General features: G+C 63.9%; 12 protein-coding genes. 8 read left to right on the top strand and 4 right to left on the bottom strand.

Annotated elements, in window-relative coordinates:
* Positions 1-110: 110 nt before the first annotated feature.
* The 3 genes from prmC to B0E48_RS03490 form a co-directional block, all read right to left on the bottom strand.
* Positions 111-935: a peptide chain release factor N(5)-glutamine methyltransferase gene (prmC, locus tag B0E48_RS03500; protein ID WP_077516021.1), complete on the bottom strand. Its 825-nt coding sequence runs from the start codon at positions 933-935 to the stop codon at positions 111-113.
* Positions 928-5,094, bottom strand: coding sequence for a hypothetical protein (locus tag B0E48_RS03495; protein WP_077516020.1), 4,167 nt, complete (start codon positions 5,092-5,094; stop codon positions 928-930). The genes prmC and B0E48_RS03495 overlap by 8 nt, the downstream gene beginning before the upstream one ends.
* Positions 5,095-5,435: 341 nt before the next feature.
* Positions 5,436-7,211, bottom strand: a complete 1,776-nt coding sequence (locus B0E48_RS03490) for an FAD-dependent oxidoreductase (RefSeq protein ID WP_254423832.1) — start codon at positions 7,209-7,211, stop codon at positions 5,436-5,438.
* 218 nt (positions 7,212-7,429) lie between these two features.
* On the opposite strand from B0E48_RS03490, the gene B0E48_RS03485 reads away from it, so the two are divergent.
* Complete coding sequence (locus tag B0E48_RS03485) at positions 7,430-8,368, top strand: alpha/beta hydrolase (RefSeq protein WP_077516018.1); 939 nt, start codon at positions 7,430-7,432, stop codon at positions 8,366-8,368.
* Here B0E48_RS03485 and B0E48_RS03480 read toward each other — a convergent pair whose 3' ends face one another.
* The gene (locus B0E48_RS03480; protein ID WP_077516017.1) at positions 8,369-9,292 is read right to left on the bottom strand and encodes a LysR family transcriptional regulator; all 924 of its coding nucleotides are present in this window, start codon (positions 9,290-9,292) and stop codon (positions 8,369-8,371) included.
* 139 nt (positions 9,293-9,431) lie between these two features.
* Here B0E48_RS03480 and B0E48_RS03475 point away from each other — a divergent pair, with 139 nt between their 5' ends.
* Genes B0E48_RS03475 through B0E48_RS03445 form a run of 7 tightly spaced genes read left to right on the top strand, consistent with a single transcriptional unit; the run spans position 9,432 to position 15,770 of the window.
* Positions 9,432-10,661 (top strand): acyl-CoA dehydrogenase family protein, encoded by a 1,230-nt coding sequence (locus B0E48_RS03475; protein WP_077516016.1) that lies wholly within the window; start codon positions 9,432-9,434, stop codon positions 10,659-10,661.
* Positions 10,658-11,728, top strand: a complete 1,071-nt coding sequence (locus B0E48_RS03470) for a phosphotransferase family protein (protein ID WP_077516015.1) — start codon at positions 10,658-10,660, stop codon at positions 11,726-11,728. Before B0E48_RS03475 ends, B0E48_RS03470 begins: the two co-directional genes overlap by 4 nt.
* Positions 11,725-12,420, top strand: coding sequence for a histidine phosphatase family protein (locus B0E48_RS03465; RefSeq protein WP_077516014.1), 696 nt, complete (start codon positions 11,725-11,727; stop codon positions 12,418-12,420). The genes B0E48_RS03470 and B0E48_RS03465 overlap by 4 nt, the downstream gene beginning before the upstream one ends.
* Before the next feature lie 30 nt (positions 12,421-12,450).
* Positions 12,451-13,221, top strand: a complete 771-nt coding sequence (locus B0E48_RS03460) for an SDR family oxidoreductase (RefSeq protein WP_077516013.1) — start codon at positions 12,451-12,453, stop codon at positions 13,219-13,221.
* 57 nt (positions 13,222-13,278) lie between these two features.
* Entirely contained in the window at positions 13,279-14,067 is a 789-nt protein-coding gene (locus B0E48_RS03455; RefSeq protein ID WP_077516012.1) for an SDR family oxidoreductase, read from the top strand.
* A 42-nt stretch (positions 14,068-14,109) separates the two neighbouring features.
* Positions 14,110-15,117: an NADP-dependent oxidoreductase gene (locus B0E48_RS03450; RefSeq protein ID WP_077516011.1), complete on the top strand. Its 1,008-nt coding sequence runs from the start codon at positions 14,110-14,112 to the stop codon at positions 15,115-15,117.
* Between the two features lie 53 nt (positions 15,118-15,170).
* Positions 15,171-15,770, top strand: a complete 600-nt coding sequence (locus tag B0E48_RS03445; RefSeq protein ID WP_077516010.1) for a hypothetical protein — start codon at positions 15,171-15,173, stop codon at positions 15,768-15,770.
* Positions 15,771-16,306: the final 536 nt, after the last annotated feature.

Here is a 16,306-nt window from a genome sequence, read left to right as displayed (position 1 = left end):
CTGGATTTGCCATTGCAAAGCCAAGTGCTTTCGCTTGGCAGCAATAAAACCTGAAGAGCATCGCGGCTGAAGCCGCTCCCACAAAACCAAGAAGCCCTACGCGCAGCGGCCTACCCAAAGCGCCCGCCACTGACCCGATCACGTGCCTCCAGGTCCTGCGCGGTGAATAGTTCCGCATAGCCCGCCTCGTGCAACAACGCTCGCGCCGCATCGCCCTGGTTCCAGCCATGTTCGAACAGCAGCCAGCCAGCCGGATGCAGGTGCCCACGCGCGTCACGCACGATGCAGCGGATGTCGTCGAGGCCGTCATCGCCCGACGCCAGCGCGCTGGCCGGCTCGAAGCGCAGATCGCCCTGCGCCAAATGCGGATCGGCCGCCTCGATGTACGGCGGGTTGGAGACGATCAGGTCGAAACGCTGGCCGGCCAGTGGCGCCAGCCAGTCACCGTGCAGGAAGGTGAGGTTGCCGATGCCGTGGGCTTGCGCATTGCGCTGCGCCACGGCGAGCGCAGCGGCACTGGCATCGGTGGCGATGACCTGCGCGCGCGGACGCTCATGCGCGATCGCCAGCGCGATCGCGCCGCTGCCGGTACCAAGATCCGCCACGCGGCAAACGATCTCTGGCGGCAATCGTAGCAATGCCTGCTCGACCAGCAGCTCGGTCTCCGGCCGCGGAATCAGCGTCGCCGGCGTGACTTCAAGTTCCAGCGACCAGAAGCCGCGATAACCGGTGATATAAGCCACCGGCTCACCCTGCACCCGGCGATCAACTAGGGCCACGAAGGCCGTCTGGACGTCCGTATCCAGCACGTCGTCGACATGCGCGAACAACCAGCTGCGTGGCTGCTGCAGCACTTGCAGCAGCAGCAGCTCGGCATCGAGGCGTTCGCCGAGCTGCTGCGTGGCTGCGGCCAGCACGCTGCGAATATCAGGCATCGTGGGGGGACTCCGTCGATGACGGCGGCAGTTGCGGCGGCAGCACGCCCGGCTTCGGCTCACGCTTGCGCCAGTAGCCGCCGCGCGTCCACGCATCGAAGGCCCAGCGCAACCAGCCGATCAGCGCGTTGGCCAGCCATAGCGCCCAGGCCAGCATGGCCAGCTTGTAAACCCACAGCGAGACGCTGAACACGCCGCCAACCGGCAACACGCCGTCACTCTGGTCAGCAAACCAGCGCAGGTTCCATGCGCCGGAGTCGTTACCTGCCACATGCATGTCCGGCAGCCCGAGCAGTCCCTTGGGCACCGCGGCGATCAGCACCGTCAACGCCAATAGCGTGAGTGCGGCAAGCCCCAGCTGCAGCAGGTTGAACTTCGTCGTACCCAACGATTCCGAAGGTGTATTGCGCGCGCGGATTCCCAACAGGATCAGCCAGACCACCACCAGTGCGTACGCACTCCACGCAAAGGCGGAGAAACCGAGCCCGAGCAGCAACCAGTGCTGGAAGCGCAGCGGCGTCGGCGCATAGCGTGCCAGCAGCCACGCCACCAGCAACAACACGATCAGCTGCGACCAGTACAACACGGCCGGTCCCACCGTCGGCCCCCACGTCCATAGCACCCAGCGGTCCTGCGGCAGCTGCAGCGAGAGGTCGATGTTCGCCACCGGCGCGTGCAGATCGAATACCGGGGTGCGCATGCGTGCGCCGACACCGTCCGGCTCACGCAGACGCAGTGTGTACGTATGCTCGCCAGGCAACAGCGGCAGGCCGAGCTTGCCGTCGCGCACGGCAAGATTGATCGACTCATCGTCGCGCTTCGCATCCAGCAGTTCGCTGCCGGCAGGTAAGCTGATCGCGTGCTCGCCACCGCGGGTGCTGCGCGCCTGCAGGGTCAGCGTGACTTCGCTGGCACGCTCGCCTGCTGTGCTGGCCAGCTGCACGTTGTCGAAGGCAAGGCTGTCACCTGCCACCGCCACCGGCTGGCTGAGGGCGAGCTGCAGGCTCTCGCCGGGCAAGGGCTGGAAACGCAGGCCGTCGTTGCTGGCACTGGTCGGCATACCCTTGGCATCGACATGCCACATCGGCGCCGCATGTACTTCCCATACTTCGGCACGTTCGCCCAACGCGGGGGCCTGCAGTGAAAGTTGTGCCGTGTGATCGAGGCGACTGGTCCAGCGCACGACATTGCTGTTCGCGTTGAAGGTGACACTGATGCAACCGTCCTTGACCACTGCATCGTCGCCGAGCGGATGTTCGCCGGGCAGCAGCGGCAGGTTGGTACTGAAGCCACCTTCCTGTGGCGCGATGCGTTCGACCTGGTTCTCCACCACCCAATCGACGCCCAAAGCAAGGCTGCGGGTCAGCCGCACATACGGCGGAAAACTCTGCACCGCCGGCAGGCTCTGGCCATCGCTGGCAGTGCGCACACGATGCAACGCGATGCTGTCGCCCAGCGGACGAGCATCGTCGACCCCATCCAGCGACCAGCCCTGGCCGCTGAACACGATACGTTGCGGTCGCACGACGAAGTGCAGGTTCGCACTGTCTGTCGCCTCGATGCGGTAATGCAGGCTGACCCGATGCACGCCGCGATCCAGCCGCAGCAGCAGTTGATCGTACTTGCGCGTAAGCGCTGCATTGGGATGACCATCCACGCTGACGTCGGACAGTTGCAGCGCATCGTCTGCCTGCGGCAACGGCAGCGCGATCGGCGCACCGACATGCGTTTCCAGTTCCAGATCAAGCGCATCGGCGCTGACCTGCAACTGGGCCTGCGCGATGTCGGCACACGCCGGCACACACTTTGGTGCCTCGGTGAGGCGGTCGCGCAGCTGGTTCAGCAGTTCCTGGCTCGGCATGCTCTGCGCCTGCGCACCATGCGGCATGAGCAACAGGGCAAGCAGGGCAGCACCCATCACGCCGCTGCTGCGCCAGTCACGCCAGCGACCATGCAGCGGCAGCAGCAAGCTGCTCACCAGCTTCGCCAGCAGCGCTGCCAGCAAGGCCACCATCAGCACGCGCAGCAGGCGCACCAGCCACGCCGGCGCGATCACCAGGCGCGTGCTCTGCTGGGCGGTCACCGGCCCGGACCAGCCGAGGCGATAGTTGTTGCCTTCATCCCAGTGCGGGGTGCCGGCGCCGGCCTGGATCAGCGCCCGGCTGTCCAGCTGCGAGCTCACCAGTGTGGAAGCCGATACCAAGGTACCCGTCACGACCACACTCTGCAGTCCTCCCGATGTAGCCGTATCCACTGATTCCACTACCGACGATGGAGCGGCATTACTGCTCATTTCTTCGACGGGCGTTGGTGGCGCCGGTGGCGCCGGTGCCATCTGCCGAATGACTTTGGGCGGCGCCTGTTTCATCGCCGCATTGGCATAACCCTCGTCCTGCGTCGCGGGCTCGATGAAATTCGCCGAGACGATGCGGCTCTGATTGGCCTGTTCCAGTTGCGGGTGCAGCGCGTACTGCAGCTGCGCCGCGACGAAGGGCAAGCTCCACAGCAGCGCCAGCGCGTAGATGGACACCGCCGCGATGCGTGCCGTCGAGCGCAGGCGCCCTTCGGGCAATGCACGCAACAACAACGCCAGCGCAAGCACAACCGCCAGCGTCCACAACGGCGCGTCGCTTTCGTGTAGCGCCAGCATCAGGTAGCCGGCCGCCAGCACCGCCCATGGCCAGCCGAGCAGGCGTCCGGCCAGCAATGCAATCAGCGCCACCACGAACAGGTCGAGCAGACTCCACTGCGCCATCCAGGAGTCCGGCGAACGGTCCGCACCACTCGCCCCGAGCAGGCGGTAACCATGCGGCAGGTGCAAGGTCGCGTCGATGCCCTCCAGCGGAACTTGCCATCCCGAACTCGGAATCGTGCCGCCATGTGCGGGCAGGCGCAGGCCGGCGTTGAGGTTGAGCCGCCGATCGCGCAGCTCGATTCCGCTCAGACCATTCGCGCCCTTGGTGACCAGCAATGGATTGCCGTTCTGCGTGGCACGCTGCAACTGCCACGGTGCGGCCACGTCGAGCCGCTGGTGATGGCGAAGCTCGCCGCCGAGATGATCGGCAACGCTGAGACCATCACCGTCGAAATCCAGCCACAGCTGGCGCTGCAGATGCAGCTGATCGCCCTGGCCGCCCTCATCGCCGCGATTGCCCTGCTCGATGACTAGGCCGGAGGCATCGTTCAGCACATAAGCTGGCAGATCGCTCCAGTCGTCCGGCACACCCGCTTGCGAAGCATCGGTGGCATTGCCTTCCACGCGCGTGTTGCGCAGCGTGGTGTCATCGGCATAGCTCCATATTTCCTGCCGTGGCCACGGTGCCGCAGGCAGTTTCAGTGCAACCTTGCTCAGAGGATCGACGCTGCGCGCGGCGAGCGTGACCGTCCACTGCCCCGGTCGCAGCTGCACGCGCAGCTGGCCATCGTTCTCCAGCCGTGCCGGCAGATCACCGGACAGGGCCGTGGCGACAAAACCGCCCGGCAATACTGGCCCGAGCAGCTGCTCGCGTGCACTGCCGGTGATGTTGAAATGCAGCTGAGTCTCCAGCGTGGCGGGCAGGCCATCCTCGAGGTGTCGGTAGACGCGCAGCGACAGCGCATCGGCAGCACGCTGTGCGGTGGCAGCTTCGCCGAGGGTAAGCTGATCGCCATTGCGCTCGATGTGCGCGACCGCTGCACCATCGACACTCAGCGTGACCAGCCCGATTGTAGCGGGCACACGCAACTGCGCCGGTCGCGCCACCCAGGGCAGGCTTCCCTGCAACTGGTAGTCGCCCGGCACCAGCCACAGCATCGGCTGGCCGCTCCGTTGCAAAACGGTGGCCGGCTGGTTGTTCGCACTGACCTGTTGCGGCCAGTTTTTCTGGTCGCCTGGCAACGCCACCCAACTCGGCGCATCCACGTGCACGCCCAGACTGAAACGCCCACTGTCCTTGCCGGCATCGAGCGTCAAGCGACCTGCCCACGCGCACTGGTAACTGTTGCCATTCGGCATCTGGCTCGCGAGAAATGGGCAATCGTGCTGCGGCACGTCGTGCAGCACCCAGGCCTGCCAGTCGCGCAGCGGCGGCGGTACATCCTGCGCCAGTAATGGTGTGACAAGCAGCAACCACAGACCCAGCAATCCAAAACCCAGCAACCGTGGCGATCGACGAAGCATGCGATTCTCCCTGTATGCCCGCGGGCCGGCACAGTGTAGGTGGAACACGGCGGGCATACAGCAGTCACTGCATGCTAATGGACTACTTGCTCGCATCTGCATGCAGGTCAGATCAACTCCTGATGAAACGCAGCCTGCCGTGCAAGGAGGTTGAACGGCAAATAACAGCAGTCAAGCCGATGGAGCATCCACAGGAAAACGCATGCCGAGCAATACACTCGGCTGCACCCGCAGCCCGTTTCGTCGAAACCTGCTCGCCACGGCACTGATGCGGCATGGCGGCATCCATGAAAGAAAGCCGACCGTGTAGATCCGGCCCTCGTGAGCCAGTACTCGTCGTGTCAGCCGGCTTCCGGATGCAGATAACGATGCACCGCCTGGACCACCACCGAACCCTCGCCCACGCTGGAAGCTACACGCTTGACCGAACCGGAACGCACGTCACCCACAGCGAAGATGCCAGGCTTGGTGGTGGCGTACGGCGATTCCAGCAGGTGGCCTTCGGCGCAACGCCCGGTTAGCACGAAGCCATGCATATCGAGTGCGAGGCAGTCGCGCAACCAGTCCGTGCAGGGCTCCGCGCCGATCATCACGAACATGTTGCCCACCGGGCGTGTGGTCACTTCGCCCGTATCGCGATGTCGCCAGCTCACATGCTGCAAGTGTTCCTCGCCATCGAGGTCGACGATCTCGCTGCGTGCATGCAGGGTGATCGCCGAGGAACTGGCAATACGCTGCACGAGGTAGTCGGACATGGTGGCGGCCAGCCCATCGGAGCGCACGAGCACATGCACATGCGCGGCGATGCCCGAGAGAAATACCGCCGCCTGCCCGGCGGAGTTGCCGCCACCGACCACGACCACTTCCTCGCCCCTGCACAGCTGGCCTTCCATCGCCGTGGCCGCATAGTGGATGCCGGCGCCCTCGAAACGCGCATAACCGGGTACATCGAGCTTGCGATAACGCGCACCGGTGGCAACGATCACCACGCGTGCGGTGATCACCTGCCCGTCGTCCAGCTGCACTCGATAAGGCTGCGCAGCGCAGTCGACGCCCGCGGCATGGCGCGAGATGGCCAGCCGCGCGCCGAACTTCTGCGCCTGCGCCTGCGCGCGCCCGGCCAGCGCCTGGCCCGAGATGCCGGTGGGGAAGCCCAGGTAGTTCTCGATCTTCGACGACGTGCCAGCCTGCCCACCTGGCGCGAGACCCTCCACCACGATCGTGGACAATCCTTCCGACGCTGCATAGACAGCGGCAGCCAGACCGGCCGGGCCGGCCCCCACCACCACGACGTCGTAAACGCGTTGCGGATCGATGCTCTCGGCGATACCAAGCTCGTCGGCAAGTTCGGCCGTGCTGGGGTTCTGCAGGAAGCATTGTTCGGAACAGATCACCACCGGCAGCTGGTCGTGGCGCAGCTGGAAGCATTCGATGAAGCCGTCGGCTGCCGGATCGACCTCGGTATCGATCAACCGGTGCGGATAGCCGTTGCGTATCAGGAAGCGCTCCAGCCGCAAGGTGTCGGCGCTACGCGCCGGCCCCACCAGCACCACGCCGCCGTAGCCCATGCGGATCAGGCCCACGCGGCGCAGGATGAAGGCGCGCATGATGATTTCGCTGATGTCGGCCTCGGATGCCACCATGCGGCGGAAGTCGTCCGGCGGCAGGCGAACCACGCGACTGTCCATCGCCGCACGCGCCGAGGCCAGGATGCTGCGCTGGTTGAACAGGTTCATCTCGCCGGTGAACTGCCGTGCCGCATGCATGCTGAACACATGGGGCTGGCCATGCTTGTCCAGCTCGAAGATCTCGATCAAGCCATCCAGCACCAGGAAGAAATCCGCGCCGCGCTGCCCCCGTTCAAACAGCAAGGTACCGACCGGCACATGTTCTTCCCGACCGTAGGCCGCAATGCGCTGCACCATCTCCAGGCTCAACCGCGGGAACATCTGCTCCCTGCGGTGCATGGGATCGGTGGGGTCGTAGACGACCTCGGGCAATAGCGACTGATCCGACATGCAAGACACCTCGTCATGGGTCATGCCGGCGACATCGCCGGGATCTCCTGCGGTCATCGTCCAGCGGCAGACCTGTGTGGCGCCGCGCTGACAGGACATCCTGCGCGCACATCCGTATCGGGGGCAAGTCAGCGTTGCGAAGGCGACATGGCCTCGGCAATCGACTTGACGAGACGTTCACGAAACCAGCGATGCGCCTGATCTCGTTCTTCGATGATTGGCGGCGAACTGCATCCCTGACCCGATCGGTTACGTATCTCCTGCAGTGCCTCCGCATCAACCTCCACTACTTGGCACCACACGATTAAAGGCTGCCCATGAGTCCAGCTCCCCGACGTCCGTCCGCAACCCCACACCGTCGCCTGCTTGCCACCGCCGCGCTGCTGCTCGGCAGCAGCCTGCTCACGGGTTGTCAAGCAGTGCTGTTTGGCAGTCTCAACGCCACCACCGGCAAGACCGATGTGGTCGTGCAACGCGATGTGACGTACGACCCGGCGCACCAGTTGGCACTGGACGTCTATCGCTTGCCTGGCACAGCGCGCGCGCCGGTGGTGGTGTTCTTCTACGGTGGTAGCTGGAAGTCCGGCAAGCGGCAGTGGTATCGCTGGGCGGCCGAGGCATTGGCCAAACGTGGTCTGGTGGTGGTGGTCCCCGACTATCGCAAATGGCCGCAGGTTCGGCTGGATGGTTTCATGCAGGACGCCGCGCGTGCGGTGGCGTGGACCCATGCGCACGCCAGCGACTACGGCGGCGATCCGGCCTCGTTGTTCGTGATGGGTCACTCGGCCGGCGCACATATCGGTGCGCTGCTGGCCACCGACGCGCACTGGTTGAATGCCGTCGGCATGCAGCCACGACAATTGGCCGGCTTCATCGGTCTGGCTGGTCCGTACGATTTTCTGCCGTTGAAGGATCCGGATTTCATCGACATGTTCGGTACCACGCATGATGCACAGCTGCGCTCGCAGCCGATGTACTTCGTCAACGGCGATGAGCCGCCGATGCTGCTGATGCAGGGCAGCACCGACAAGATCGTCTGGCCGCGCAATGCCGAATCACTGGCGCGTGCCTTGCGCAAAGAAAACGAGCCGGTCGAGGTCAAGCTCTACCCGGATATCGGCCACTTCGCGATCCTGTTCTCGATCTCGAAACCGCTGCGCGACAAGGCACCGGTGATCCAGGATGTCGTGCAATTCATCCACGAGCATCCTCGGGCGACATCCGTGGCAGCGCCAGCAGAAGCCAGCGCGCCGTGATCAGCGGCGCACCGGCTCGATTGCCTGGGTGATCGCCTCGAACACCCATTGCCGAAACCAGGTATGCGCGCGGTCGTCGTCTTTCGACGCATGCCAGTAGGCCAGGATGGGAAACGCCTTCAACCGGATCGGCAACGGCTGCACGGCAATCGGCAACAGCGTGGCCAGGTGGTTGGCATACGAACGCGGCACGGTCAGCAGCATCTGCGTGGCCGCCGCGATCTGGCACGCGGAAAAGTAGTGCTGACTGACCAGCTGCACGTGACGGAACATGCCGTTCTGGCCGAGCAGCATATCCAGCGCATTGGCCTCGCCCAGCGCCGACACGGCGATGTGCCGGGCGCTCATGTAATCGCTGCGCCTGAGTTGCGTGGCGCACGGATGATCGGCACGCATCACCACGACCAGTGACTCGTCGAGCAGACGCTTGCTGGAAATGTGTGCGCTGGCCCGCAGCGGTCGATCCACCACCAGATCGACCGTGCCTGCGGCCAGCTCCCGTTCCACGTCGTCAGCGGCAACGCGACGACTGACCACGCGCAACTGCGGTGCATGCTGTTCGATCCGTGCCAGCAGCGAAGGCAACGCGATCGATTCCAGGATGTCGCGAAAACCGACAGTCAACTCGAGATCCAGCTGCGCCGGATCGAAACGCGGCTGTGCATGTGCGCTGGCATGCAGGCCCTTCAGATGCAGCTGCACGGCCGGCATCATCGTGCGCACCTTTTCGGTCGGCAGCAGGCGGTTGCCCTGACGCACGAACAGCGGATCACCGAGCTGATCGCGCAGGCGCTGCAAGGCATGCGTGACCGCCGGCTGGGTCAGGTGCAGCACGCGTGCAGCAGCGCTGACGCCGCCATGGCTGTAGATCGCGTCGAGTACGCGGAACAGGTTGAGGTCGATGCGATTGTCGGTGCGGTCCATGTCCTGCTCCCTACCGAGTGCGTGCTGATGACAGCAGCGCCAAAGTCATCAGCCATGTTAATGGATAGTCATAAAACATATTCATTTCACTAATCATTGGAGCGAGGCGTAGGCTGGCCGCTGGTCAGGAGAAACGCACGTGGACTTCGCCGCTTCAGAACGTACGCAGGCTCTCGTCGAACGCCTCTCCGCCTTCATGTGCGAGGAGGTGGTGCCGGCCGAACGGATCTACGCCACGCAACTGAGCGGCAGTAGCGACCATCGCCAGTGGCAGCAACCGGCGGTGATGGAAAGCCTGAAAGCGAAGGCACGCGCAGCCGGACTGTGGAACCTGTTTCTACCCGATGCCGAACACGGCGCGGGACTCAGCCACATGGACTACGCGCCACTGGCCGAGATCATGGGGCACTCCTTCATCGCGCCCGAAGTGTTCAACTGCAGCGCGCCCGACAGCGGCAACATGGAAGTGCTGCACCGCTACGGCACGCCGGAACAACGGGAGCGCTGGCTGCAACCCCTGCTTGCCGGGCAGATCCGTTCGGCCTTCGGCATGACCGAGCCGGACGTGGCTTCTTCCGACGCCACCAACATGCAGGCCACCGCCACCATCGAAGGCGATCAGGTCGTGCTTAACGGACGCAAGTGGTGGACCACCGGCGCCGGCCATCCACATTGCCGCTTCGTAATCTTCATGGGGCTGAGCGATCCGCACGCCGAACCGCACCGCCGCCACAGCATGGTGATCTCCCCGCTCGACAGTCCGGGCGTCACCATTGAGCGCATGCTGCCGGTGTTCCATCACTTCGACGAACCGAACGGCCATGGCGAGTTGAGCTTTACCAACGTACGACTGTCGGTGGAGAACGTGATCCTTGGCGCGGGCCGCGGCTTCGAGATAGCACAGGGTCGGCTCGGGCCCGGACGCGTGCATCACTGCATGCGCGCGATCGGCGCGGCGGAGCGCGCGCTGACCCTGCTGTGTGCACGTGCACGTTCACGCGTCGCATTCGGCAAGCCGCTATCCGAACTCGGTGGCAATCCGGACATCATCGCCAACCTGCGCATGGCGATCGAGCAGGCGCGCCTGCTGACGCTGAAGACCGCCTGGACATTGGACACGCACGGCACCAAGGCCGCGCTCAGCCTGATCTCGCAGATCAAGGTGGTGGTGCCGGCGGTGGCCCAGCAGGCGGCCGATGCGGCGATCCAGATCCACGGCGGCGCCGGCCTGTCCGACGATTTTCCGTTGGCGCAGCTGTACGCGTATGCGCGTGTGCTGCGTCTGGCCGACGGCCCGGACGAAGTGCATCGCGGTGTGATCGCGCGGCTGGAAATGAAAGCGCAAGGCGCACAGGAGTCGGCGCGATGACCACACCGCTGGATCAACCGCGTGCAGTACGTGACGAGGATGCGCTCGACCTGCAACGCGTCGATGCGCTCCTGAAGCAGCACATCGCCGGACTCGAAGGTACGCCGACGCTCGCGCAGTTTCCTGGCGGTGCCTCCAACCTCACCTACCTGATCACCTACGGCGACCGCGAGCTGGTGCTGCGTCGTCCACCAGCCGGCGCCAAGGCGAAATCCGCGCATGACATGCTGCGCGAGGCGCAGGTGATGGCGGCGCTGAAGTCGCACTATCCGTATGTCCCAGCGATTCTCGCCACTTGTAACGACAGCTCGGTGATCGGTCATGACTTCTACGTGATGGAGCGGCTGCGCGGCAGCATCCTGCGTCGCGAACTGCCGCCCGAGCTGGGTCTCGATGCGGATGGTGTGCGCCAGCTCTGCCTGGGCTTCATCGACCGCCTGATCGAACTGCATCAGGTGGATGCGTCGCTGCCCGAGCTGCAACACATCGGCAAGGGTGGCGGCTATATCGCGCGGCAGGTGGCCGGCTGGAGCGATCGCTGGCAGAAGTCGTTCACCGAAGACACTGATGCCTGTGCCGATGTTGTGACGTGGCTGGCGGCGAAACAGCCGACACACGACAACGCCAGTTGCGTGATCCACAACGATTACCGCTTCGACAACGTGGTGCTCGATCCCGATCATCCGCTCCACATCATCGGCGTACTGGACTGGGAGATGGCCACCATCGGCGATCCGCTGATGGATCTGGGCGGCTCGCTGGCGTACTGGGTGCAGGCCGACGACGATGCCACGTTCCAGTCGTTCCGCCGCCAGCCGACGCACGTGCCCGGCATGCTGACGCGACGTGAGGTGATCGATTACTACGGACAGCGCAGCGGCCTGCATGTGGACAACTTCGATTTCTACGAAGTGTTCGGACTGTTCCGGCTGATGGTGATCATCCAGCAGATCTACCGTCGTTTCGCGTTGGGCCAGACCAGCAACCCGCAGTTCGCCGGCTTCGGCCAGGCCGCCCGCTACATGGGCGGACGCTGCCGCCGCATCATCGGTCGCTCGACGCTGTGAGCACGCGCAGCCTGCTGCTGATACGTCATGGTCAGGCCAGTTTCAGTGCCGATGACTACGACCGTTTGTCGCCGGTTGGCGAAGAACAATCGCGACAATTGGGTTCGTGGCTGGCGGCGTGCGGATCGACCCCGGACCTGATTGCGATCGGCCCTCGCGAACGACATCGGCACACGGCCGAGCTGTGTCTTGAAGCGGCCGGCATCGACCTGGTACCACTGATGTTGGACGGTCTGGACGAAGTCGATCACCGCGAACTGCTCGCGCGACATCGCCCTGACATGGAAGGACCCGGCGCACTGCGCGCGGAGTTGAAGCAGGTGCCCGATCCACACCGTGCATTCCAGCGCCTGTTCGCAGATGCCGTCACGCGCTGGGTCGACGGTGCGCACGACAGCGAGTACCAACTCACTTGGCCGAGCTTTCGCAGCAATGTGATGGCTGCACTGCAGACACTGACCGAGCATCCGGCGCGCACGATCTGGGCGGTCACTTCGGGCGGCCCGATCGCTGTAATCACCAACGCACTGATCGACGCGCCGCTGGCACAGACCTTCAAACTCAGCTGGCCGCTGGTAAACACCGGCCTCACGCGGCTGCGGCTCGGCCAACGCGGTGCGACGCTGATTACCTACAACGCGTGGCCGCACCTGGAACACGCGAACGAGCATCACCTCGTCACGCTGCGCTGACTCCTCCCACCTTCGCCAAGAGACCTCGCCATGAGTACCACTCCGAACTTCGATCTCAAGGGCAAGATCGCCATCGTCACCGGCGCCAGCCGCGGCATCGGCGCCGAAATCGCGAAACTGTTGGCGGCGCACGGCGCGCACACGATCGTCTCCAGCCGACGCGAGGCCGACTGCCAGTTGGTGGTCGACGAGATCGTCGCAGCCGGCGGCTCGGCCGAAGCCTTCGCCTGCCATATCGGCGAGCTGGCGCAGATCGAGGCGCTGTTTGCGCATGTGACGCAACGCCACGATCGGCTCGACATCCTGGTCAACAACGCAGCCACCAATCCCTACTTCGGCAGCATTCTGGATACCGATCCGGGCATCTTCCAGAAGACCGTCGACGTGAACATCCGCGGCTATTTCTACATGTCCACCCATGGCGCAAAGCTGATGGCGGCCAGCGGCGGCGGCGCGATCGTCAACGTGGCATCGGTCAACGGCGTGGTGCCGGGCTTCCAGCAGGGCATCTACTCGATCACCAAGGCCGCCGTGATCTCGATGACCAAGGCGTTCGCGGTGGAATGCGCCGCCTCAGGCGTGCGCTGCAATGCGCTGCTGCCGGGACTGACCGACACCAAGTTCGCTTCGGTGCTGGTGAACACGCCAGCGATCCTCAAGCAGGCGCTGGCGCATGTGCCGATGCGCCGTGTGGCGCAGCCTTCGGAGATGGCCGGCGCCGTGCTCTATCTCGCTTCCGATGCATCTTCGTACACCACCGGCGCGGTGCTGAACGTCGATGGCGGCTACCTCTGTGTCTGATCCGATCAACACCACTCCCATCGACATCATCCTCATCAACATCGGCAGGAACGCGCCATGACCGAACCTTCCGCACAACGCGTCACCGGCAAGCGCGCCTTCGTCACCGGCGCGGCCGGTGGCCTCGGTGCCGCGATCGCGCGCATGCTCGCGCGACACGGCGCGAATGTCTTTCTTACCGATATCGACGAAGCCGGCGTGCATGCGGTGGCCGACGACATCAATCACGAACGCGGGCGGCAGGTTGCCTGGTCCGCCGCGCAGGACGTGCGTGACGAGGAGCGCTGGCATGCGCTGCTGGCCGAAGCGAACGAGGCCATGGGCGGCCTTTCCGTACTGGTCAACAATGCCGGCATCGGTTCGCTCGGCACGGTGGAACAGATTGAGCTGAAAGAGTGGCGCCGCGTGATGAGCGTCAACGTGGAAAGCATCATGCTCGGCTGCAAGCACGCGCTGCCGCTATTGCGTGCACATCAGCCCGCGTCGATCGTCAACATCTCCTCGCTGGCCGCGTTCAAGGTCGGCCCCGATTACACCGCGTACAACACCTCCAAGGCCGCGGTGGCAATGCTGACGAAATCGGTCGCAATCGACTGCACGCGGCAGAAGATCGACGTGCGCTGCAACTCGATCCATCCGGCCTTCATCCGCACCGGCATCGTGGCGCCGTTCTTCGACGCGCTGGGCGAGGAGGAAGCCACCCGCAAGCTCACACACGGCATTCCCATGCACCGTCTCGGCGAACCGGACGATGTCGCCTATGCCGTGTTGTATCTCGCCTCCGATGAAAGCCGCTACGTCACCGCCGCCGAAATGGTGATCGACGGCGGCGCCTGCGCCGTATAGTCGAACGCACTCCTCTCCCCTTCCCGCATCACGGTGAACCCCATGTCCTACGTCAATCGTCAGCTGCGTCTGAAGACCCGCCCCGAAGGCCTGGTCAAACGCGAGAACTTCGACCTGGTCGAGCAAGCCGTGCCCGAGCTGAAGGATGGCGAGGTGCTACTGCGCGTGCTGTATCTGTCGATGGATCCGACCAACCGCGTGTGGATGCGCGACATCCCGCAATACCTGCCGCCAGTGGCGATCGGCGAAGTGATGCGCGCGCTGGGCCTGGGCCGCGTGGTGCAGTCGCGCTCGGCGCAATACAAGGAAGGCGACCTGCTGCAGGGCCTCACCGGCTGGCAGGACTATCTGGTTCTGCACGAGAGCGCCAAGGGCTACGTGCGCCTGCCCGCCGATCCCGGCATTCCGCTGCCCACCCTGCTCGGCGCCTGCGGCATGAGCGGCGTCACCGCCTATTACGGCCTCACCGACATCGCCCCGGTGCAGCCCGGCGAAACCCTGGTGGTCTCCGCCGCAGCCGGCTCAGTCGGCTCCATCGCCGGCCAGATCGGCAAGATCCACGGCGCCCGCGTGGTCGGCATCGCCGGCGGCGCCGACAAATGCCACTATCTCACCGACGAACTCGGCTTCGACGCCGCCGTCGACTACAAGGCTGAAGACTTCAAACAGCAACTCAAGGCCGCCACCCCCGACGGCGTGCACGTCAACTTCGAAAACGTCGGCGGTGAAGTGATGCGCGCCGTGCTCTCACGCATGGTCATCGGCGGGCGCGTCGCCCTATGCGGGCTGATCTCCGGCTACAACAGCGGCGAACGCCCCAGCGACGACTTCGGCGTATTCGTGATGAAGCGGCTCAGCATGCGGGGGTTTCTGATACTTGATTACACGAAGACGCGTGAGGCGGTGCAGACGCTGGCTGGGTGGATTCGTGAGGGGAAGTTGAAGGCGGAGGAGACGGTAGCGGAGGGGTTGGAGAATGCGCCCGAGGTGCTTAATCGGTTGTTTGATGGGAGTCATCGGGGGAAGTTGGTGTTACGGGTGACCGAATGACCGGACAAACAGACTTACAATTCAGGTTGTGACCCTATCCACAGGCTACACAGATGGCGCAAATACCACCTGGCTCAAAGGACTTGATGGTAAACGGGAAGGTTGTCGGTCAGTACATCAGCACTGGCGACACCGAACTCGATCTACCTATCGCGCGAGCAAGGCTGCAAGAACTCGGCTACGAGCAGCGCGAGTTGCCCCTCTGGATGCACATACGGCAGCAGGCGATCTATTTCCAAGACACTTGCACATTGCTGTGGAACACGGAGTTAGCTCGCCCACCTCCCCGGAGGCCGTTCGCGCTCATTCCCTACGCAGTGAATACCGCCTTTTGTGTTGAGCTCTATTTGAAGGCGTTGGCACTTAAGCACGGGAGGAAGCTCCGAGGACACGAGCTTCTAGAGCTTTACAACGAACTTCCACCCGAAGCGTTGGCTGATATTGAAGCCAGCATTCCTGATGCGCTTAGGGATGTACCACTATCTGGCGAACCAGTAGTTCCAGAATTTATTTCAATGATGAACAACGTGTTTGTTCATTGGAGATATGCCTACGAGCACCAAGAACTGGCTCAACTCCGAATGGACGTCTTAAGCTTCATGCGTATGTTGATGTTCTACGCATGCCGAAACATTGTCCCTAAGCCTGCCTGATAGCGTAGGGCTCTGATCCAGAGCAACCAGCATCCTTCATTTCCGAGTTGGTGCAGGACTTGAACGCCCAGTACTCGCGTTCGGGGTCAGGTTCAGTGCTGGTCGAATGTCTGCTGGGACTGTCGAGTGTTTCGCAGAAGCAGGAGCTTTCGTGCGCCTTCGGCGCCCGAGTTACTTTCTCTTTGCGTGGCCAAAAAGAAAGCTAACCAAAGAGAAAGGCCACCCCGCTTGGTGCTTGCCGGGCATCCTGCCCGGCAAGTCCGTGAGCCGGGGCCGGGCTTTTCGACAGGACTCCTGTCCTGACGAAAAGGCATCGGCATCCATGCCGATGCCCCTGCGGGCCTGTCGTCTCCGACTCACCGCCGCACAGGGGCCCCGGTAGAGCAGCGGGCCATCGTGGCCCGCACTCGGTGAGAAGCTCAGAAGCAACAGCAACGAAGCGTCGCTTCGTTCAAGCTCTTGCACTGCTCTTGATCTGGCTCCTCTAAAAGTAAGCGCAGGATGCGCGTCGCTCTACCCGGGGCCCCTCTGAAGCG

This window comes from Rhodanobacter sp. C03, from assembly GCF_002001175.1.
GTDB lineage: Bacteria > Pseudomonadota > Gammaproteobacteria > Xanthomonadales > Rhodanobacteraceae > Rhodanobacter.
Note: the sequence above shows the minus strand (reverse complement) of the source record. Positions and strands in the feature narration are given on the sequence as shown.

Excerpts from the sequence above, each read along its gene's own strand:
- prmC (WP_077516021.1), bottom strand. The coding sequence starts at position 935 with ATGCCTGATATTCGCAGCGTGCTGGCCGCAGCCACGCAGCAGCTCGGC.
- B0E48_RS03495 (WP_077516020.1), bottom strand. The coding sequence starts at position 5,094 with ATGCTTCGTCGATCGCCACGGTTGCTGGGTTTTGGATTGCTGGGTCTG.
- B0E48_RS03490 (WP_254423832.1), bottom strand. The coding sequence starts at position 7,211 with ATGTCCTGTCAGCGCGGCGCCACACAGGTCTGCCGCTGGACGATGACC.
- B0E48_RS03485 (WP_077516018.1), top strand. The coding sequence starts at position 7,430 with ATGAGTCCAGCTCCCCGACGTCCGTCCGCAACCCCACACCGTCGCCTG.
- B0E48_RS03480 (WP_077516017.1), bottom strand. The coding sequence starts at position 9,292 with ATGGACCGCACCGACAATCGCATCGACCTCAACCTGTTCCGCGTACTC.
- B0E48_RS03470 (WP_077516015.1), top strand. The coding sequence starts at position 10,658 with ATGACCACACCGCTGGATCAACCGCGTGCAGTACGTGACGAGGATGCG.
- B0E48_RS03460 (WP_077516013.1), top strand. The coding sequence starts at position 12,451 with ATGAGTACCACTCCGAACTTCGATCTCAAGGGCAAGATCGCCATCGTC.
- B0E48_RS03455 (WP_077516012.1), top strand. The coding sequence starts at position 13,279 with ATGACCGAACCTTCCGCACAACGCGTCACCGGCAAGCGCGCCTTCGTC.
- B0E48_RS03450 (WP_077516011.1), top strand. The coding sequence starts at position 14,110 with ATGTCCTACGTCAATCGTCAGCTGCGTCTGAAGACCCGCCCCGAAGGC.
- B0E48_RS03445 (WP_077516010.1), top strand. The coding sequence starts at position 15,171 with ATGGCGCAAATACCACCTGGCTCAAAGGACTTGATGGTAAACGGGAAG.